Source organism: Okeania sp. (assembly GCF_035285525.1).
Lineage (GTDB): Bacteria > Cyanobacteriota > Cyanobacteriia > Cyanobacteriales > Microcoleaceae > Trichodesmium.
In genome coordinates this window covers 1-20,430 of the sequence record NZ_JAYKGW010000014.1, presented here as the reverse complement: position 1 = coordinate 20,430, position 20,430 = coordinate 1, and the positions used below count along the sequence as shown (strand labels likewise).

Sequence of the window (20,430 nt, the reverse complement as noted above, 5' to 3'; positions counted from 1 at the left end):
GATAATCTCCTGCTTCGGGAATTTGTACATCGTAGGTCAACCATTCTCCAGGATTGATCCAACCGACATTATATCCACCTCCAACATCGCTAGTAGTTTGAATATCAACATCTTCAGAGCGATATTTGTTTCCGGAGTTACCAGAAGTAGTGTCATGGTAAGCGACTCCTTCCCCTCCTGGTTTATAATTTTCTGCTTCTATACGAATGTTTGCCATGTTTAATTTCTACTATAGTTGAGTTTGTAAGTAAATTTTCTAGTGGTAGTTAAATATTTTAGGACTTACGCAAACTGTTACAGGACTTACGCAAAGGTTCTACATATAGTAGTCTCTTGGTGCGTTAGCGGTAGCGTAACGCACCCTAATAGACTGTTTCATCTAAAACTGTACAGAGCGATTTTGGGTTGTGGGAAGACAAGGAAGACAAGGAGGGCAAGGTAGACAAGGTAGTAAGGGAGAAAAAAGCCTATTACACCATTTAAGAATTTAAGAAGAAACAATCCAGTAGACTGTTTCACCTTAAATGGTGCATTACTTTTTGATTGTGTCTAGACAAGGAAGACAAGGTAGCAAAAGAGAAAATCTAATGCACTATTTTAGCTGAAACAGTCAACTACTACTAATAGCGTCCATGGGTAAGTCCTGTGTTAGAAAATGAGTTACCTATAGAAGGCAAAGATTTGCTCCTAATAGAAATGGTGGCTCTGCGTAAATCCTTCTTATTATAGTCTATTTATTAAAATTTGAGTACAGCTTCAGTGAATTATACGGATAATTACTGATAATTTATGAGACGAACGCTGTATTATACGGATAATTACTGATAATTTATGAGACGAACGCTGTGCGAGCAGGTGGCTCACCAATATTCCTATTAGAATCTATGGTGAGAATAGTAATATCAAATCCGGTAGTATCGGTGTAAAAAGAGGGTGGAGAGGGTGAGGAGTATGGGAAGATATAGTAATGGTTGAAGATAAAATATTTTGTTCTATCGAATTAAGCGGATTTGATATAATATCTATTAGGACCGCCATAAACCATAGAATATAGATGGTACTATTTGTAATATTCCTATTATTTTGTCCTAAATTAAGAGACAAGTGAGTCATGTCAAATATAGTAGTTTTAGTATGAAAAAAAGTGTATAAACCACGAATAGCGAAGAGAGTTTTGACTTAGGTCAACTTCTGCGGTCTAAAGACGCGCAGCTTGGACAACCCAACGTCTAACTAAGAGTTGGCTAGACCATGCATGCATGGAGCCAAAAACGATAACACCTCTGGGTATTTCCCTAGCCCGGACTATTTGTTGGCCTTCTTGGGTGAAGGCACTGGGTTATTCCAGGACACAACGTTTTTGGTGGTCGTAGGGACATACAACTTTTCTCGAAAAGGATTATCTCTTATGTTTCGAGTACCAGTTCAAAATCCAGACGGTTCCCCTGCAATGCCGACAAAAGCATCGCGGGCACGTCGTTGGCTCAAGAAAGGAAAAGCAACTTCCCATTGGAATGATACAGGCTTGTATTATGTTCGGCTGGTAGCTGAACCATCGGGTTGTGAAACTCAGAAAATAGCAGTTGGCTGTGACCCTGGTAAAAAGTATACCGGGATTGCAGTCCAATCCGCAAAGTTTACTCTTTTTGCCGCACATTTCGTTTTGCCTTTCGACCGCGTTAAAGAGCGACTTGGTTCTGCTGTTATTAAGCAAGGCAAAGTCATTAAAAATGTCAGAAACCGAGCATTGCAACGTCGGGCACGACGAGGTAGAAGAATTAATAGAAAAGTACCCTTTAACCAACGTGCCCATCGACAAAAGCGATTCAATAATCGCATTCAAAAAGGTAAATTAGTTCCATCTATTCGAGCTTCTAGGGAGATGGAAATCAGAGTCATTGCTGAACTTTCCCAGGTATTTCCTATTAGTAAAATTGTCTATGAATTGGTTAAAGCTGATGTCGATTTAACCAGCGGTAGAAAAGGAGCGCGTTCGGGTAAAGGATTTTCTCCAGTAATGGTTGGACAGAATTATTGCGTAGAAAAGCTCAAATCTATTGCCCCAGTTAAAACTGTCTATGGTTGGCAAAAGAATAATAACGGAACCAGCCAAATACGCCGATATTTAAAACTGGAGAAAATCAAAGATAAAAAAGCCCAAGTACCAGAGTCTCATGCAGTAGATGGGATTGCTTTGGGAGCAAGTGAGTTTGTCCGTCGGGCGCGTAACCCCTGGTAAAAAAAACGATACTTGGGGATGGAAAGGTTCAGTTAATATTACTCCTTGCATTTTCCGAGTTATAACCAGACCTGCTTATTTTCGTCGTGCTTTGCACTTTGACAATACAGAAAAAGGCAGCATTCGTAAACGCAAAGGGGGAACAACTACTCCTTTTAATGTTCGTTATGGCGATCGAGTTTTAGCAGAAAAAGCAGGAAAAACCTACATGGGATGGGTTGGTGGTTTTACTGATGCTAAAAGCAAAAATATCAGCGTTTACGACCACAATTGGAAACGAATTGGGCAATTTTCCCTTAAGAAAGTTAAGCTGATTCGTCGGTCAAATAAGCTCTGTGTTGTTTAAATCACGACGGTTAAAACCGTCATTCGTCTTTCCTCCCCGTGACTAAAGTCACGGGGAGGAAAGACTCTCGGCTACTTATCTTGATGATTTGCGTATGTATAGCAGAAGAAAGAAGAAAGAAGAAAGAAGGAAGAAGGAAGAAGGAAGAATCTGGCGTTGTCTGAGTTTTCAGCTTTTGAACTGTCCTAACCTTTGCTTCGACCGCTATAAGCGATACAATAAGATACTTAGGGCTGGCTGAATTATTTATCAAAGTGTTTACGGGCATTGCTTTCAGCATTTATAGATACTAATAAACTACCAGCTTTTAGGAGACTCCAGCTCAAAAATCCTGGATTTTGGGTATTTCGAGGGGTAAAAAATTAGAGTAAGATTATTCTGGCTACCTGTTCTATAATTGTTATTCCTCCTGGATTGCAGGATTGCTGGATTCACCGATTCTGACTCCTCCCCTCAAATAAAAAACTTTAGTCCTGATGATATTATATTTTTGTTTAGAAAAAAATTAGGGAAAAATATCATGTCTAAAATAACAGAAGTTAATCCGATTATTTGGCAAAATGACCGAGTTTTATTAATTGATCAAACTCTCTTACCAGGAGAATATAAAATTGTAGAAATTAAGAGTTCTCAAGACATGGCACGAGCTATTAAAATAATGATAGTTCGTGGCGCACCAGCTATTGGTGTATCAGCAGCTTATGGAATGTATTTAGGAGCAAGAGAAATTTCTATAACTGATAGAAATGACTTTTTAAAACAGTTAGAAGAAATAGCTGTAATGTTACGACAAACTCGCCCAACTGCTGTTAATTTATTTTGGGCTATTGAGCGAATGTTAAAAGTAGCAAATCAAACTAATGGAACTGTCGAAGAAATTCAAAAAGCTTTACTAAAAACTGCTAAAAATATTCATGCAGAAGATATACAAACTTGTAAAAATATAGGCGATCGCGGAGTTGAATTTTTACCAACTACTCCAGAAAAATTGAATATATTAACTCACTGTAATGCGGGTGCTTTAGCAACTGCTGGTTATGGTACGGCATTAGGTGTGATTCGTTCTGCGTGGCGAGATGGTAGGTTAGCTAAAGTCTATGCAGATGAGACTCGTCCTCGTCTCCAAGGTTCCAAACTTACTACTTGGGAATGTGTGCAAGAAAACATACCTGTCATTTTAATTAGTGATAATATGGCAGCTCATTGTATGAAACAAGGTTTAATTCATGCTGTAGTGGTGGGAGCTGACAGAATAGCTGCAAATGGAGATACTGCTAATAAAATTGGTACTTATAGTTTAGCTATTGTGGCGAAAGCACATAATATTCCCTTTTTTGTAGCAGCACCTCTATCAACTATCGACTTTAAATTATCTGATGGTAGTCAAATACCTATTGAAGAGAGAGATGTGAAAGAAGTATATCAAGTGGGAAAAACCCGCATTTGTCCAGAAGGTGTAGAATTTTATAATCCCGCATTTGATGTTACACCAGCAGAATTAATTGCTGGAATAATGACAGAATATGGTACAGTTGCTCCAGGAGAATTAGAACAATTTCAAAATAGGGAGTAGGAGGTAGGGAAATTTCTACGGCAGTGGGAGGCTGGCCAAGGGAAGGATTAAAATCCTTGGCTGATAGCTTAAGTCATCTTTAAAGATGACTAAATTATCTATATCTATACCGTCTTTTTGTATTGTGTAGGACTGACGCAGAACAACCTATTTCTGTCATGGCGCGGCTCGCAACGCCAGCGACAGTGTTTCGCTCCGCGACATGAATGCGTAGCATGACCTCAGGAAAGCAATCTCAAACGTCGAAATTGTATTACTCGTGGCTTTAGTTCTGTTGTGGTTAATTAATGCAACCTAATATAAAAGCTAACTTGAGCTTTCGACTAACTTTTCCAACTCTGTAACTAGACGATCTAACTCTATTACTATCGGAGTAGAGTCAGCTTGATGAAATGCAGTTACAAGTGATCGATAATACCAGAGCGTTCCTTCTTTACCACCCTTAAATATATCCCAAAGTCCATCACCTTGGATACGATAATCTTTCAAAATAGACCTAATATTATGTAGCTTATCTGCCGCAGAAACTAAGCGCACTGAAGGTGAAGCACTTGGAATACGAGCAATGTAAGCTTTTTTACGTTCTGCCCAAGGTGGTTTTGGAGTAATGTCCGTGTCAGTACAACCATCCACTATTTCTGTCACCCTGTCCCCAAAACGGACTCTAATTTCGGCACGAACAGTTTCCCCACCTTGATCTTCTATAGAATCGTGGAGTAATGCTGCTATGGCCTCATCTTCATCAGCGCCATATTCGAGGGCAATGCTAGCTACTCCCAAAAGGTGGGAAATATAAGGAATTTTACTTCCTTTGCGAATTTGATGAGCGTGTAACTCGGTGGCATATACTAAAGCTTGTGTAAAACGATGTATCATTATTTTTAAGTCAAAAGTCAAGATTTAAAAGTCAAAAGTCAAAAATGATGTCTGACTGACTTTGAGTATTTGTAAATGTTCTAACCTATTGCAATACTAAATAGGTTTTAACATTTAATCGTAGGGGTTTGGTCTCTAAACCCAAGCATAAATGAGATTTGGAAACCAAACCCCTACAGTTTTTTCACAAATATATTTAAGATTAATATATTTGCCTAGTGTTATAAAAGTCAAAAATAACAAAAATCTATAATTTTTTAGATAGTCAATTTTTATAGTGTAATAATAATAAATTGCTTTGCTCTTTATCAAGCCCAAATGGATTTGGAGACCAAACCCCTACAATAAAATAGATTTTTCTTACTTTTGACTTTTGACTTTTGACTTAATAGCTAAACTTTAGAATAATTTTATGGATAAATTTCGAGTAGAAATTATTAACAAAACACCTAATCCTCAACAACTAATTTATGCAGCTTTACATCAAGATTATAGTGAAGGATTTGTCTTTGATGAACAAAATACTTGGCCTTCGGAAGCAAAATGTGGGGAAATTATTGTTAAGCGACTTTTAGCAGGCGATCGCGGCCATTTTGGATGCTATTCTGCTGATACTGAAGTGTTAACAAATCAAGGTTGGATTAGTTGGAATAAAATAACTTATGCTATGGAGTTACTAGCTGTAAATCCTGAGACAAAAGAGGCTTGGTTTGAAAAGCCAAGTAAACTTTATGAGTATGATATAGATGATGAATTATATTATGTTCAGAGCAATTTTATTGATTTGCTAGTCACAAAAGACCATAGGATGATAGTTTCCCGAAGAACAAGTACAGAAAATAATTGGACAGAATGGTTTAGCAAAAAAGCTGAAGATGTTTATAATACACCAGTACGTTATTTATTGAATTGCTATTTAAAAAATAGTTCCAGAAAGTTACCTAAGGATCTACCAGAAAATATCGACTTAGAAACAGCTTTTAGAATAGCAGGTTTTTTCTATAGAGATGGGTTGAGAAGTATAAATAAAAATTCTGATGTTGTTAGATTTACAATACAAAATTCTGGCAAAATAGATTATTTACTTTCATTGAATTTAGACATCGAAAAAACTCAGGAAAATAGGTTTGTAATTGAACACAAATCCTTAGCTTCATGGATTCATCGAAATTTTTCTAATTCTGAAGATAAGACTGTGCCAATTTGGTTATTAGAATTACCAGCAAATTTAATAGCAAGTTTTTGGGATGGCTTACAAAACAGTGATGGTACAAATATAAAAGAAAAAAGTTGGTGCTATGATTCAACTAATAAAAATGCTTTAGAAATAATTCAAGCAACTGCACATATTAATGGTTTTAGGGCAAACCTAACTTTAAATAATAAAAATGAGTGTGAAGCGGATAAAAATCAGAAACCTTGCTGGAGATTACATAGCTCTGAAATTTCTACATATCCTGTTGAATATTGTCAAGAAAATAAAGATGCAGGAAGAAAAGAAGGTTTTGTTAATTACAAAGGTAAAGTTTATTGCGCTTCTGTTTCTACTGGTGCTTTATTAGTTAGAAGAAATGGAAAAGTTATTGTCTGTGGAAATTGTCTTGAACACCCGCAAATTACTTTTAATTGTGGATTTTTTCCTCATAGTGTGATGCAACAAGCAAGAACTCATAGAATAGGTTGTTGTTTGTCGGGTAATACAAAGGTTAGATTTGGGCATTCGTCTTTATATAGAGGAGAGAAATATTATGAAGAAACTATTGAAAAATTAGCTAATTTATGGCATTACGGGAGAAAACATCAACAAACTTCTAATGATGCAAAATATATGCAAGAGAGTATATCTAGACGTACTATTTTGACTTTAGATACTAAAACTAACCAACTTGTTTCTAGTAAAATTACTAATATTTATATTAATGGCGAACAAGAAACTTACACAATAAAAACTGTTTCTGGTAAAGAAATAAGAGCTACATTAGAACACCAGTTTTGGACTAATCAAGGGTGGAAAAGGTTGAAGGAATTTGATAATAATACTCAATTATGTGAAGTGCAATTAACTGGTAATAAAATTCCTCCACAGGAAATTAGTTTTATGGAACAAGAAATGTTAGATGAAAAGTGGATGCCAGTAAATTCCCACTCAAAATCAACTATAAATTATATTGATTATCTGTTCCCTGTTCCCTGTTCCCCATTCCTGATAAAGAAGAATAAAACTCAATTATGTGAAGTGGGATTAACTGGTAATAAAATTGCTCAACGAGACATTAATTTTTGGGAAAAAGAAATCTTGGATGAAAAGTGGATAGCAGAAAATTCCTATCCAAAATCAACTATAAATCCTATTAATTCTCTGTTCCCTGTTCCCTGTTCCCTGTTCCCTGATTTTGTAGAAATAGAATCTATTGAAAAATTTGGGAAAGAAATTACTTATGATATTGAAGTAGAACATCCAGAACATAATTTTATCGCTAATGGTTTAGTTGTTCATAATTCTTTTGATGTACAAAGTTATCGTTACTGTTCCGGAAAAGTTATTGCAGTGGCAGAGGGAAAAACGGATATAGAAACTGCTTTTTACTTACGTCCGGTGGGAGAATATTTTGACCGTCAAGGTAAAAAATATTATTATTCTCCTCAACAACGAGAACAAGATTTACAGTGGTGTTTAGAGGCAGCTAATAAATATAAAATTGCTATGGATTTAGGAATGTCTGAAGAACACGCTAGAGGAATAATTCCTTTTGATTATCGTCAGCATTTTATTGTTAGTTTTAATTCCCGTAGTTTGCTACATTTTTTGGATTTACGTTTTAAAAAGAATGCTCAATTAGAAATTCAAAAATTATGTGAGTTAATGTGGCCTCATGTTCAAGATTGGGTTCCTAGTATAGCAGAATGGTATGAAAAAAATAGACTTGGTAAAGGTAAATTAGCACCATAGAAATTCCAAATATCGTAGGGGCGGGTTTTTCCAGAGATTTCGGGGGTTGATATCAGATTTACCTAAACCAGCCCCCAAGGCTAGAAATTCATGGATTCAAAAGTAAGAATTAAAGCAAAATTTGAAGAGAGCGATCGCTTCTTAACTAGAGGCGATCGCTCTCTTGCAAGACTTACCACTCGTTATTGGGAGGCGTCAGGAAAAGTAGTCTGGTAGGCAAAAGGCAGAAAATAGATTGATTTACCAAATGACAGGTAAATATCCCCATTTCTTGATTTTTTCATCTTTGGAAATCAGTGGAACTTTATGAACCAAACTACTAGCAACAATTAATCTATCCGCAGGATCTCCATGAAATTCTCCAGGTAATCGAGTTGATAAAACTGCAATTTCTGGAGTAAGGGGTAAAAGTGTAGCTTGAGGATGTTGGAAAGCTAAACTCATCCAAATTTGAATATCCATTGATCATTCAATTCTATTTTTTGCCACTAGCATAGATAATTCCCAACAGCTAATAGCAGCAATCCCGATGATAGTATTATTCTCAATAGTTTTGATTGCTCTATTGGAAAGTTTAGGAGATTCTGTCAACCACCAAATCCAAGCATGGGTATCAAGAATAATCATAAATCAACATCCCAATTTTCATCAATAGGAGAAATAATATCCTTTTCATAAATAACACTGTTTTTGAGTGGATTATTCACTAACCAGTTAGTTATAAAATTAGAAGATTCACCATTTTTTTTAAGTGCTATGATAACATCATGTAGGATATTAATAGTTGCATCATCGACAGAATCAAGTTCGTGTTTGAGTTGTTCGCGGTTAATCATAAGGTAAGCATTCAGGGGTGAGTTATTATTTTTAGTGGGCGATAAAAGCTTTATTAACAGGACTTACGCAAAGACAGTATTCTAGGGTGTTGGTGCGTTATGCTACAGCTAATACACCCTACTAATAGCGTTAATTCGTAAGTTCTGTCAAGATTAACATCAATACTCATGGTATGGCGATCGCTAGAAACCGGGTTGATATGAAATACTCATAAACCCGGTTTCTGATAATACTCTGATTTATCGAAAACCGTAAACAACGGATTTGATCTCAAGTAATCAAAGAGATTACTCAAAAGTCCGTTTTCACAAAGAACAATGCAGTTCTAGAACCAATATTAATTCCACCGCGATTAGGAGAACCCCATTTATTAATGTACTTTTGACCATCACCACCGTAGTCAACACACATTTCAAAATCGTACTGTAGCTCGCGGTAACAACCCACTGCCAAACCAGGCATTTTAGCAGCAGTCACATCAAATGTTTCACCAGCTTTATTAATAATAGCTAAACCCTTATCTCCACGCTCAATAAAAAGTAAATTTGGGCTATCCGCACTAGCTGCAATTTCGTTACCATTGCGATAATATTGTGGTTCTGCTATCATTTTTTCGTGAAATTGAGTTCCAGCAACAATTGTAGGCTCGAAAGCATCAAATGTCAAGATCAAAGGCGTTCCTTCTTTTCTGGCTAAAACGTAAGCTGTGGCTAAAACTAAGTCGTTCTTGTCAAATTTCCAATTATCAAACTGTCCTATTGCCCAAGTATCATGGTTGCGAGCAAAAGTAACAGCATTGTCACCAGGTACAGCACGCTGGGTATCTGCTGGATTGATTAAAGAGCGTAAGTCTCCTCCGTAACCAAAAGCACTTTTCAGAGTATTAACCAATTGAAAATCGGTGACTTTGGGAAACACTGGAATATATTTCATGCTCTCGTCAAAGTTGCGTCCGATGGCTTCACCATAGTAAAATTTATCTTCAGGAATAACTTCAACGATCTTTTCCAAATCTTCAACAGAAATATGTTTGACAGCATCAAAACGGAAACCATCAATTCCCATATCCATCAGTTTTTGCATATACTCATGCTGTTTTTGTTGCACATAAGGTAAATCTGTCCTCAAATCTGGCAATCCTTCCGTGTCATTGGGACTGCATAACCAATCATTTTCAACTTCATAGGGATTATTATAATTGGAAATACATTTTGCCTCGTGGAAATATTCCTTTTTTGGATAGAGCGGATATGCTTCGGGGAAAGGTGCAACATCTTTGTAAAAACGATAATTAGCCATGTGATTAAAGACCACATCGGCAATAACTTTAATTCCCCGTTCGTGAGCAGCATCAATCAAATTCTTTAAATCTTGCTCATTACCTAGATTTCCCTCTAGAACGTAATCATAAGGCTGATACTGAATGTACCAGTATTTGTCTGAAGTGCAGGCATCATCTTCCCGTGATGGTGTTTTATTGGGAGGCGAAATTTGAATATAGTTATATCCTGCTGCTTCAACTTCAGGAAGTTTGGCTGTGACATTGGCAAAACATTCGTCGAAAGCGTGGTATATCGCATCTGCTTTGGCAGGAGCAACATTGGAAGTCAATCCAATAACTACTGCTAGTAAGCAGGTAGAAACCCAGGTTATGAGAAAACTGAAAGTCAAACGATTTTTGGTGTTCATAGATATGATTGTTGTTTCTATTAGGACTTATGCAACACAAGAAAATATACAGCGCTTTTCACTCTCGATGAACCACCGGAGCGATAACCTTGCATCTCTTAGGGACGTTGCATAAGGGCGTCCCTACTGTGGTCTACCGAAATGAAAACTGCTGTAAACCGTTCATTTGTAGGGGCGAATGGCGTTCGCCCTCCTACAAATAGCGCCTTGTCATTGAAGTATGAATGCGCGATTGTTTGGTTTTGGTAAAGCCCCCTAAATCCTGACTTCGGGGGACTTTCAAAATGTCCCTCAACCTTTAATTTTGGGGAGCTAGGGCAAGGAAAATTATACCTATAACCAGCAACCCCAGAAAACTAACAAATTAAGCTGCTTCTTCTGCGACAACTTCAGCCACCACTTCCCGAACAATGTCGAACAACTCGGCCACGATGTAGTCTACAAATGGTTTTCCATCTACATCTTCGGTAATCCATGGATCCATGATAGTTGATCGCATCACGACGATATGTTCGCCAGCACCAGAACTGGAGGCAGGAACAGCAGTCATTCCCAGGAGGCGCTTGCGGTAATCCTCGAAAAACACTTCGCCATAAGTATCCTTGTAGAAAGAAGTTGTACTAACTAGAATCTTATAGTTGTAGATGTCGCGACCATCTGCCTTGAGACTAATGCGATCGTAAATTCGCTCGTTCAACGCATTCACTTTGTCAAGATCGGTGACTAGGGTACCATTGACTTTGTAATTGAAAGCATAAGTAAGGATATTCAAATCCGCTCCTGCTTCACGCAAAGTTGCTAGATCGGTGCCCGTGGTATCGTTGAGGATCGACTGAGGAGTTTTGCCCGACAGCTTGTTCAGAAAATTCTTGACCGACTCTTCCTTGGTTTGGTTTGATTCAGGCCAATGAGGGGTTGGCTCGACAATGAAATCTGTTTCTTGTCGGCTCGCTTCCAATAGTTTCCAATGGAATATTTTGCAGTTGTAAGCCGTCAAAGTCATCAACTTACCGTAACCTTGGAGGTTTAAGGGGATAGCTGCATGGCTGAGATAAACTCCTGCTGCTGCTGCTCCTGGTTTTGAACCTTCAATGCCATAAGTACCCAAGGACCATTCGGGGGGAACATCCGACTCGTCACTGTTGATATAAGGCGCTTCAAAAGCAATCAGACTCCGCATCGCCATATTACGATAGCACAAAGCACCCGCTGGATAGGGCAAATAACCTGTTTTGTGAGGATCGATGGTAATTGTATCTGTACTACCAAGCGCTTGATATTGATCGATTACATATTGGCTGACAGCGATGGGAACACCACCAGTTCCGTCATCCCGCAATAGGGAGGCAAAATATCCACCCCAAGCACAATCTGCATGAACCGCAAAGTCTACATTAGCTGCACGATAGGCTTTCTGCAAATTCAAAATCTCCACCAATGGATCGACATTGCCCTCTTCTGTAGTTCCAAACACTGCCACCACTGTCACGATGGGGTGCTTTTTGCCATCGTCTGTGTTGCCAGAAAGGTAGTCATCGATCGCTGTTTTCAGTTCATTCACATCCATACGACCATAAATATCTAGGGGTACGGTGTGCATATTCTTCGCTCCCAAACCTAATATTGCTGCTCCTTTCGGCAAAGAATAATGTTTGGAAGCAGGTACTAAAACAACGGGGTCGCCCACGGTAGAATCTGTTAAAAATTCTTGAGCAAAATCCAGAAAGCCCATATTTTGCAATGAATAAGGTTCGATCGCTCCATTCAATGTCACTTGATCAACATTATAGTCTACCACAGCACGGTTAAACAAATTCAATACTTCATCCACCGATAGGTTCAATATCTGCCAATTATCCAAATCTTTCAATAAAGCTGAAGTACCTGATGGAAGATTTACCGTAAACTGTTCTGCAACAGTGGGATTTGCTGCTGTTAACCCCTTGCGGAAGGAGAAGGGATAGAACTTAAGGTTCCGTGCTGCCCACAGAGCTTCAATATTTGCTGTCGAACCGCCACAGGTGAGGTGTCCCCAGGGCTTAGGGCTTGTCTCCTGATAGCCTAACATATAACACAAATCTTCGCAAGCTTCTACTTCTAATACAGTGGTAATGGGGGATGCTTCCAGGGCAACATTATTTTGGTTGTAGAGCATAGCAGCGAAATAACCCGCCATCCCCGGTAAGGTCTGGTCCCAGGTCATGTGTCCCTGGTAGCGCATACTGGCAAAAGGGCCGGATTTTTTGAGTTGGGCTAGCAAAGCGTAGAACTCAGTTTTGATCAGGTCTACCGCATCGAGATAAGCCTCATCTCGCTTCATGCTTTCAGTGAGGGGGGAGGGATCGGTGGGGTGGAAGTTACGTCGCCAGAAAACATGGTCGTTAAGGGCGATGGAGACTAACTCAGAGAACAAATCGACGTTTTCACCACGGGGTCCTAAAAACCAGGCAGCTACGTCGGAGGAGACTTCTATTGTGCCGTCTGTTGTTTCCATAGTGGTTGGGTTTTTAGCCCGTTTTTTGTCGGTTAATTTGGGGATGACGCGATCAGCGAGCATTTTGCCGATTTCTTGCTTGAATTTCTTACTGTCATAGTCGGGGGTGAGTTTAGACTGTAATTTTTTCATGTTTGATTCTTGTAAAGTTGATTTTTTTTTGGTACGAGTACCTTTTGTTAGGAAGCTTTCAGTTCCGCTGGTGTCGGAAGCGATCGCTCACTTACTGGACTTACCACTCGTTATTGCGAGGTGCCAGGAAAAGCAGTTGGGAAGGCAAAAGGCAGACAATAGATTGATTTACCAAATTGATTGCATTTGAACTGGTGAGCCAGGAAAAAAGTATTTGATAATTTAGTTAGGACTTACACATGAACGCTCTTGGTAGGGTGCGTTACACGATCATGTAACGCACCAATACCCTATATATAGTACCTCCCGTGTAAGTCCTGTTAGTATAAACAATAGCTTAATAACAGCAGAACATCAGTATATTTTCAATATTTATTAATATTTGTCAAATTTTGTTTAATGATTCGGCTTCAGTAGTTAGACCAATTTTCATCAATAGGAGAAATAATATCTTTTTCATAAATAACACTATTTTTGAGTAGATTATTGACTAACCAGTTAGTTAGAAAATTAGAAGATTCACTATTTTTTTTTGAGTGCTATTCTGACATTATGTAGGATATTAATTGTTGCATCATCGACAGAATCAAGTTCGTTTTTGAGTTGTTCGCGGTTAATTATAAGGTAAGTATTCACAGGAATATAAATTTAAACAACAGCAAACTCAGTTAATTTAGGAGTTTCTGGATCGTGGAAAGCTAAAACAATATCCTCTTTCGGTACATTTTTTATTAATAATTCATTAGCAATTCCTTCTGCTGTCGAATCTTCTTCAATATAAATTTTCTCATTTTTAATCCTAACATAAACAGAAATTGCTTTAATTCGTTTCTCATTTTTCCAGCCAATATTAAACCAAAGATATTAACTTCTTTGGTCATCAAACATTAATACTTCATTTATATCAGGATCGGGAATTTGTTCTGATATTCTTTGATAATTAGTTAAGATTTGTTTGATGATATTTTGATAATTAATTAGCTTATCCATTTGATAATTTCCTGTTATTTAATATTAATCACTAATAGTAAAACTTGATATTTTTGGATAATTAATTGAATAGCATTTTGTGTAAAAAACTTTTCATAAATTTTGTGACCAACTGCTAAATAAACTTGATAAATCGGATGGGTAATAGTTGACAAATTAAATATTGTCCTCATGCTGTTTGAAATTCACGCATCGGAGAACGGCTCAGGAAACTTTTAATTTCAATCACAATTTGTTGCTCTTCTCTAGTTGTAGAAATTGTTTTTTCGCCAGCCAGATCGGCAACTAATTTAACTTCTTCATATTTATAGGATCAGGGTCAAAAGTAATTAATTACCCAACCATCTTTAATTAAAGCATTTTTAACGGCTTGATGATAAGTATCTTTGGCTGGCATTATTTTCTTTCAAGATTAACATCAATAATTATACTTCCTTTTAGTCTCATTTTTCTCAAAAATCTACACAGGCAAACTCGGTTAATTCTTGTAATATAGACAACAGTTAAAAAAAACAGTGAGTTCGTAAGTTTATGGTCTCTAGTTAGGAAGCGATCGCTTCCTCCAGAACTTAGACTCATTGAATGGTTTGGTAGTTTCCCAAGCCATTGTGAGATGCCAGGATAGATTTACTTGATCATCAAAAATGTAGGTTAGGTTGACGCAGGAAACCCAACAAAAATCTTGGTAATGTTGGGTCTTTCCGTTGGAAATACTCCGCAAACGTGTCCTCAACCCAACCTACAAATACTAGGTTAGATTTACTTCATCTACTTAGTTGAATAACGTTTCTCAACCTGCTGAATGATTGTATCCCAAAAATCTTCTTCAGCCACATTTTCAACAGGTTGGGTAGACTCGGATGTGGATTCCATTGCTACTGTAGCTGGAGAATACCAAATCGGAGAGGTATACGCCCGTTCCTGTAAGGTTAGGGGAATCTCATCACAAACGATGTCTAATTCCGGGTCTGTTTCCGCAGCAGCACAAGCAGCATCCCACTCATCGCCATAGAACGCCTTGTCGTAGTCCGTCCAACGAGGAGTCGGAACTTGCAACACCCGCGCGTAATAAAACGCTCGCTGGGTGAGATCGAACTCATCGTCAGTCCAGACTGTTTCCAGGTAGTCAGCACCGCTGGTGGTGTCCCAAGTTGCCGTTTCTGTGTCCACAGTGTTTTCAATGGCGGGGACTTTGCCTTCGGTATCAGGGGTACGTCCGCCAGACCAAGCTACATCGTAGATTTTCTCATGGGTTTCGCCCTCAGCATCCAGCCAGCCTTTAATGATTTGAATCCGGTCTAGATTTGCTCCATAGGAATCAGAATCTTTCATCGCTGCCACCATAAAGGTTGGAGACGGAATCGGGGGTGGATATATTGCAGGAACCGGAGGTGCTGGAGGTAAATCGCTACCCATAGGAACTCCTTTGTTGTAGCCCACTTCAGCCATATCCTCTAGATCGGAGTTGGCAAAATCCCAACCGCCAAAGAAACGCACCTTCATACGCGGTCCGGTTGTGCCATAAACTTCTCGCCGTTCCATCGCATCGAATAGAGCCTTACGGGTATTTTCCGTAGCCCAAACTCCTATAAAGCCAGAGGCTCCATACTGCCATCCCAAACGACCGCCATGATCCTCTACTGCTCGTTCAGCACTGGGAGCTTCACTTACAAACTTACCCATGTAGCTATTCTCTTCGACTGCCGACAGAGCAATATGAGAATCTGATGCACCTGCTAGACCAAATTTGAACGGGTTAGCACCCAGGCTTTCTTCAAATTTTAGTCCATTTTTCAGAGCTGGACGAGCATATTCATGCTCAAACATCTTCTTGCGGGCTTCGGGATCGGTTTCAGGGGGTTTGGGGAAACTCAGATCCAGGTTGCCAATATCCCAACCTGCAACCTCAAAATCAGCAAAATCATCATCAGGAGATATTTCTGGATGGGTCTCACTGGCACCTTTAATTTGGGTAACTTCATAGATGGGTTCCCAAAGCTGTCGCCGTTTAGCATAGTCTTCAGTTAAAGGATTACCATTATGATCGATTTCTGCAAACATCAGACCGTTGCTGAGATTACCATTGTGAGGAATCGCTAGCACATTACCACCTGTTTTATCCTCATAGTTTTGCATCCAATCCCAAAGGTATTCTGGATTAGTGCTTTGGTCTGTGGTGTAGGGGACCAGTTGCTTGGCTTTATCCCCATTATCGCGGTAGATGATGTTACGGTGTAAGTTGTTGCCACCCAACAGCGAAGTCCACTCATAACCAATCACAGCGGTAAAATTACCCGGATCGTTATAAGCTTCTGCTGCATCAATAATTTCCTGCCAGAAAGTTTGGAATTCTTCGGCAGAGGGAAACATACATAAGGGGAAGTTTCCTTGGGAAAAACTGGCAATAATTTCTGATGAAGCTTGAGATGCCTCATCTCCACCTGCAAGAATCATCTCATGCCAGGTATTGACCTGCTCTTGATCGGAACCACAATCTGTGGGAAGATTATACAAAAAATCCCCAAAAGCCCCTAATCCGTCCGAGTGATCGGTAACGACTAAAAAATCTAAGGGACGAGAAAGCTTGACAGGTTGTCCTGCATCAATCGTGACTTCATTGCCTTTAGCAAATTCATAGGAATCGGCTGGTGTCAAACGAGCTCCATCGGCTCCTGCATCAAAAGAATAAATGGTATGCAGGTGAGTATCGCCCCATAATACCTGTTGAGGATGCTGCACATTGGGAGAGTAGCACTTGGTATTTGGGTAAAAGCGACAATCTACTTCAGGCACAGTGGTTGAGTTGCTTTTCCGAAATATAAAGTCGTATTCTCCGGGGATCGAGGGAGTTGCCAGGGCGCTATTAGCACCGAGGAATATCCTACCCACGAAGAGGAGAGTGCAAAGTCCGACCAAAAGCCGTTGGACTTGCGAAATCGTTCGATTCATTTTTTGATAACTCCTGTAGGAATTGTTTTTTGTTGGATTTTTGAACTTTGGACAAGGTTTCTATTGGTTCAGGTTTTTTGGCGATCGCTTCTAGTTAGGAAGCTATCTGTCAGTCGCTGGACTTACACTCAATCAATGGGTTGGGAAATTACCCAACTATTGTGAGATGCCAGAGTAGATTTACTTGATCTGCTTGATTGAATAATGTTTCTCAACTTGCTGAATGATTAAATCCCAAAAATCTTGTGAACTCAACTTTTCAGAAATTTGAGGAGGTAGAGTCAACCGCTCTATCTCTGGTTCGAGGTCTGTCAACTCATAGTTAACATAGCCAATTTCGTCATTGCGAGCTGCCAGAATTTTCCCATCCTGAAGGAAGAGTTGGGCGACGAACTCACTACCATCCTTGAGGTTAAAGTGAAGTTCATTATCCTTAATCTCGTACTTTGTCGGCACTGCCGCTTCTAGTTCGTGGGTGTGCATTGGTGCGTAGCTAGCTGACAACCCTAAAAACCACTCACCTTCCGAACGCAAGCCCAATGGCTGGAAGAAACCGATAAACTCCTCCTCTGTGATGCGGTTGGCAATCTGGAAATTATGGCCAGAAATCCGGTCTTTAATCTGCTGAGTCGTCAGGGGTTGAATTCCCGCTGCTTCCAGTTTGTCAACAGTCAGGGAATTTGCCTCTCCTGCGGTCAAGTCTTCCTCACTGGGGGTATACCAGATAGGCGAACTCCAAGCCCGCTCTTGGATTTCCGTTGCTGAAACTGGGTTAGGGACGATGCCCAATTCTGCAGCGTCATAGGTGGAATAGCGGGGGGTAGGAATTTCCAGTGCCCGCAGATAGTAGACTGCTCGTGCCGTGGGGTCAAAATCGGGGTCAGTCCAGACTGTAGAAAGTTCTGGCTCGCCAATAGTATTCTCGTAAGTAGCATTGACCACATTCACCGTACTTTCAAGAGGAGGCAGTCTGTGGGTTTCTGGATCGGAGGTGCGACCATCCGAACCTACCACATCATAAATTTTCTCGTAGGTCACTCCGTGTTTCGTCCAACCTTTAACTATCTGAATCCGATCCAGGTTAGCCCCATCGGGATCTTTCGTTGTCCAGACCATAAACTTCGGTGCTTCACTTGCCCGCACTGGCAAATTCTGACCCATTGGTACGCCGGTAGTGTAAGCAGTGTCAACTGCATCTGGCTGCTCGTTCAGATTATCAGAGAAGTTCCAACCTCCGAAAAAGCGCACCTGAGTCCGCGTACCGCTAGTGCCAAAAGTCTCCTTACGCTGTAGGGCATTGAAAATCGGTTCACGTTCGTTTTGTTCAGCCCAAACCCCTGTGAGGGCACCAGGGTTTAGATAAGGGAAGGACTCCCAGCCTGGTATCTCACTAAATTGTCGCAGTTCGGGGGTGGCATCGCTGAAACCGTGGGAACCCATATAGTCATCTTCGTAGGTATCGCCAGGGGAACCGTTGTGGTTGTCTGTTGCACCAACAATACCATACTTGAAGGGGTTGATTCCTAAGTTTTCTTCATGGCGCAGACCGTTTTTCAAAGCTTCGCGCACATAACCGTAGCGTCCGCGAGTCCGGTCTGTGAGTTCCATTAATTCAAAATCCGCAAATTCGTCTTCGGGGGCATAGTCAGGTAAGGTTTCTGAAGTCCCCTTAATTTGCATAATTTCGACTAATGGTTCGTACTTGGCACGCTTTGCTGCCCATTCAGGGTCAATGGGTGTATCGTCATCCCACCGTTCGGGCATAAACATTTTGTTGGCACTGGCGTTACCATTGTGTGGAATCGCTAGAACTTTAGCACCACCAGCTTCGTATTGACTGAGATATTCCAACAATACTTCAGGGGATTGAGTCTCGAAGGCACTGACAGGCACATCGGGGAGAACTCCAGGCAAAACGTTACCATTCTCGTCCGTAGGAACAGTGTCGCCGAAAATTACGTTCCGGTGGAAGTTGACACCGCCTGGAGCTGATGACCATTCAAAGGCATGCAGCGTCGTAAACTCTCCAGGTTTGTAGTAGTCTTCTGTAGCCTGTTGAATTTTTTTCCATGCGTTAACTCTGGCTTCATCGGCAATGGGACCGGAGCCATAGTCACTACGTTCGGGGTTGTTACCACGGTTTGCTGCTTGCAAGACCTTAACAAAAACCAAGGTTGATAGTAATTCAGACTGGGGTTTGTTCCGAATAGCAATGGCTAGAGGATTGTAGTATTTCTTTTTGCCGTATTCGGGATTGATAGCCATTTCCATCTCACCTAAAAATTCGGCGTGATCGGTAACGGCAGCAAAGTCTAGGGGCTTTTTTAGTTTGTGGAGGGGGATACCAAGAGTTTCGTCACAGGTTTGTGGACCACCTGGCACAACATTGCAGCCACCACTCGCAAATTCGTAGGCTGCGTTGGGGTCATTCCGCATGAAGCCCGTGTAGGCATCAAGGGAATAGGTGGTGTGAGTATGTAGATCGCCAAAGTAGGCGTAACGCTGGGGCGCTTCGACAGCTTGGGCTGGATACGTCCACAGGGAAAGGGACAGTAGGATGCCACTGAGGGCAATCGCTGTCCATTTCTGAACAAATTTCATTTTCTCGAACATTAATAGCCTCCTTTTTGGCTAAGTTTTGGGTTCGGTTGCGATCTCGTCACCTTTAGTAAGTTTATCTCTTTTGGTTGGGAAGCGATCGCTCACTTGCTGGACTTAAACTCAATTAATGAAATGCCAGGGTAGATTTACTTTATCATCAAAAACGTAGGTTGCGTTGAGGCAGGAAACCCAACAAAAATATTAGACATCTCCTCCAAATGAGGGAACAGGGAACACTAGATATGTGGGAACAGGAAGAAATAATTGATAATTTATGGATAAGAATTGATTTAATTTTTTATTTTTGGAGATGTCTATTAGAGTTGTTGGGTTTTTCCGTTGGAAATGCTCCGCAAACATCTCCTCAACCCAACCTAGGAATAATGGACTATTGTGAGATGCCAGTCGCATAAATTTAAACAACAACAAACTTAGGACTTACACGGGAGGAACCCGGTTTATACAGTAAATCATTGTTTTGAACAGCAAACGTTGAAGAGAAAGCGGGTTTCTGGGTTCGCTTAATGTTGCATGGGGTAGGGGCGGGTTTTAGCTAGAGTTTTAATGCTTACTCTCAGGTTTACATAAACCCGCCCCTATAAATTACCCCCAAAACGCCACAACTCTCTGAATACACCAGAAAGATGCCATTGTTCCAATACTGTAGGTGGGAACCCATCCCAACCAACGCGGATAGTTCTCGGAACCAAACCGTTTCAAGCTTTCCATTACCCCAACAACTGCTAGCACAAAG

Annotated in this window: 14 protein-coding genes and 3 pseudogenes; 6 read left to right on the top strand and 11 right to left on the bottom strand. The window is 40.1% G+C overall.

What is annotated here, in order from left to right:
* On the bottom strand, positions 1 to 217 hold a 217-nt coding region (locus VKJ25_RS01435; RefSeq protein WP_324234843.1), incomplete at its 3' end, for a carbohydrate-binding protein.
* Between the two features lie 1,038 nt (positions 218 to 1,255).
* Between VKJ25_RS01435 and VKJ25_RS01430 the strand changes: the two genes are divergently transcribed.
* From VKJ25_RS01430 to mtnA, 3 genes are all read left to right on the top strand, one after another.
* The gene (locus tag VKJ25_RS01430) at positions 1,256 to 2,239 is read left to right on the top strand and encodes an RRXRR domain-containing protein (RefSeq protein WP_324234842.1); all 984 of its coding nucleotides are present in this window, start codon (positions 1,256 to 1,258) and stop codon (positions 2,237 to 2,239) included.
* Complete coding sequence (locus tag VKJ25_RS01425; RefSeq protein WP_324234841.1) at positions 2,211 to 2,585, top strand: hypothetical protein; 375 nt, start codon at positions 2,211 to 2,213, stop codon at positions 2,583 to 2,585. Before VKJ25_RS01430 ends, VKJ25_RS01425 begins: the two co-directional genes overlap by 29 nt.
* Positions 2,586 to 3,105: 520 nt before the next feature.
* Complete coding sequence (mtnA, locus tag VKJ25_RS01420) at positions 3,106 to 4,158, top strand: S-methyl-5-thioribose-1-phosphate isomerase (protein ID WP_375340290.1); 1,053 nt, start codon at positions 3,106 to 3,108, stop codon at positions 4,156 to 4,158.
* Positions 4,159 to 4,464: 306 nt separating this feature from the next.
* Here mtnA and VKJ25_RS01415 read toward each other — a convergent pair whose 3' ends face one another.
* On the bottom strand, positions 4,465 to 5,034 hold the full coding sequence (locus VKJ25_RS01415) for an HD domain-containing protein (RefSeq protein ID WP_324234840.1): 570 nt from the start codon (positions 5,032 to 5,034) through the stop codon (positions 4,465 to 4,467).
* Between the two features lie 412 nt (positions 5,035 to 5,446).
* Here VKJ25_RS01415 and thyX point away from each other — a divergent pair, with 412 nt between their 5' ends.
* Both thyX and VKJ25_RS01405 read left to right on the top strand, forming a co-directional pair.
* Entirely contained in the window at positions 5,447 to 7,984 is a 2,538-nt protein-coding gene (gene thyX / locus VKJ25_RS01410; protein WP_324234839.1) for an FAD-dependent thymidylate synthase, read from the top strand.
* 90 nt (positions 7,985 to 8,074) lie between these two features.
* Positions 8,075 to 8,200: a hypothetical protein gene (locus VKJ25_RS01405; RefSeq protein ID WP_324234838.1), complete on the top strand. Its 126-nt coding sequence runs from the start codon at positions 8,075 to 8,077 to the stop codon at positions 8,198 to 8,200.
* A 24-nt stretch (positions 8,201 to 8,224) separates the two neighbouring features.
* On the opposite strand, the pseudogene VKJ25_RS24415 reads toward VKJ25_RS01405, so the two are convergent.
* The 9 genes and pseudogenes from VKJ25_RS24415 to VKJ25_RS01360 all read right to left on the bottom strand — a co-directional run bounded on the left by VKJ25_RS24415 (position 8,225) and on the right by VKJ25_RS01360 (position 19,688).
* Positions 8,225 to 8,611 (bottom strand): annotated as a pseudogene (locus VKJ25_RS24415) (type II toxin-antitoxin system VapC family toxin).
* Entirely contained in the window at positions 8,608 to 8,820 is a 213-nt protein-coding gene (locus VKJ25_RS01390; protein WP_324234835.1) for a hypothetical protein, read from the bottom strand. The pseudogene VKJ25_RS24415 and the gene VKJ25_RS01390 overlap by 4 nt, the downstream one beginning before the upstream one ends.
* Positions 8,821 to 9,112: 292 nt before the next feature.
* Positions 9,113 to 10,510, bottom strand: coding sequence for an alpha-amylase family glycosyl hydrolase (locus VKJ25_RS01385; protein WP_324234834.1), 1,398 nt, complete (start codon positions 10,508 to 10,510; stop codon positions 9,113 to 9,115).
* A 364-nt stretch (positions 10,511 to 10,874) separates the two neighbouring features.
* On the bottom strand, positions 10,875 to 13,136 hold the full coding sequence (locus tag VKJ25_RS01380) for a pyridoxal phosphate-dependent decarboxylase family protein (protein WP_324234833.1): 2,262 nt from the start codon (positions 13,134 to 13,136) through the stop codon (positions 10,875 to 10,877).
* Between the two features lie 648 nt (positions 13,137 to 13,784).
* Positions 13,785 to 14,126 (bottom strand): annotated as a pseudogene (locus VKJ25_RS01375) (XisI protein).
* A 14-nt stretch (positions 14,127 to 14,140) separates the two neighbouring features.
* Positions 14,141 to 14,281: an element excision factor XisH family protein gene (locus VKJ25_RS01370; RefSeq protein WP_324234832.1), complete on the bottom strand. Its 141-nt coding sequence runs from the start codon at positions 14,279 to 14,281 to the stop codon at positions 14,141 to 14,143.
* A 14-nt stretch (positions 14,282 to 14,295) separates the two neighbouring features.
* Positions 14,296 to 14,523 (bottom strand): annotated as a pseudogene (locus VKJ25_RS24410) (element excision factor XisH family protein).
* A gap of 371 nt (positions 14,524 to 14,894) precedes the next feature.
* Positions 14,895 to 17,075 carry a DUF3604 domain-containing protein gene (locus VKJ25_RS01365; RefSeq protein WP_324234831.1) on the bottom strand — a complete coding sequence of 727 codons (2,181 nt, stop codon included), beginning with the start codon at positions 17,073 to 17,075 and terminating at the stop codon, positions 14,895 to 14,897.
* Positions 17,076 to 17,255: 180 nt separating this feature from the next.
* Positions 17,256 to 19,688, bottom strand: coding sequence for a DUF3604 domain-containing protein (locus tag VKJ25_RS01360; RefSeq protein WP_324234830.1), 2,433 nt, complete (start codon positions 19,686 to 19,688; stop codon positions 17,256 to 17,258).
* A 230-nt stretch (positions 19,689 to 19,918) separates the two neighbouring features.
* Here VKJ25_RS01360 and VKJ25_RS01355 point away from each other — a divergent pair, with 230 nt between their 5' ends.
* Entirely contained in the window at positions 19,919 to 20,089 is a 171-nt protein-coding gene (locus tag VKJ25_RS01355; protein WP_324234829.1) for a hypothetical protein, read from the top strand.
* Positions 20,090 to 20,430 lie beyond the last annotated feature (341 nt).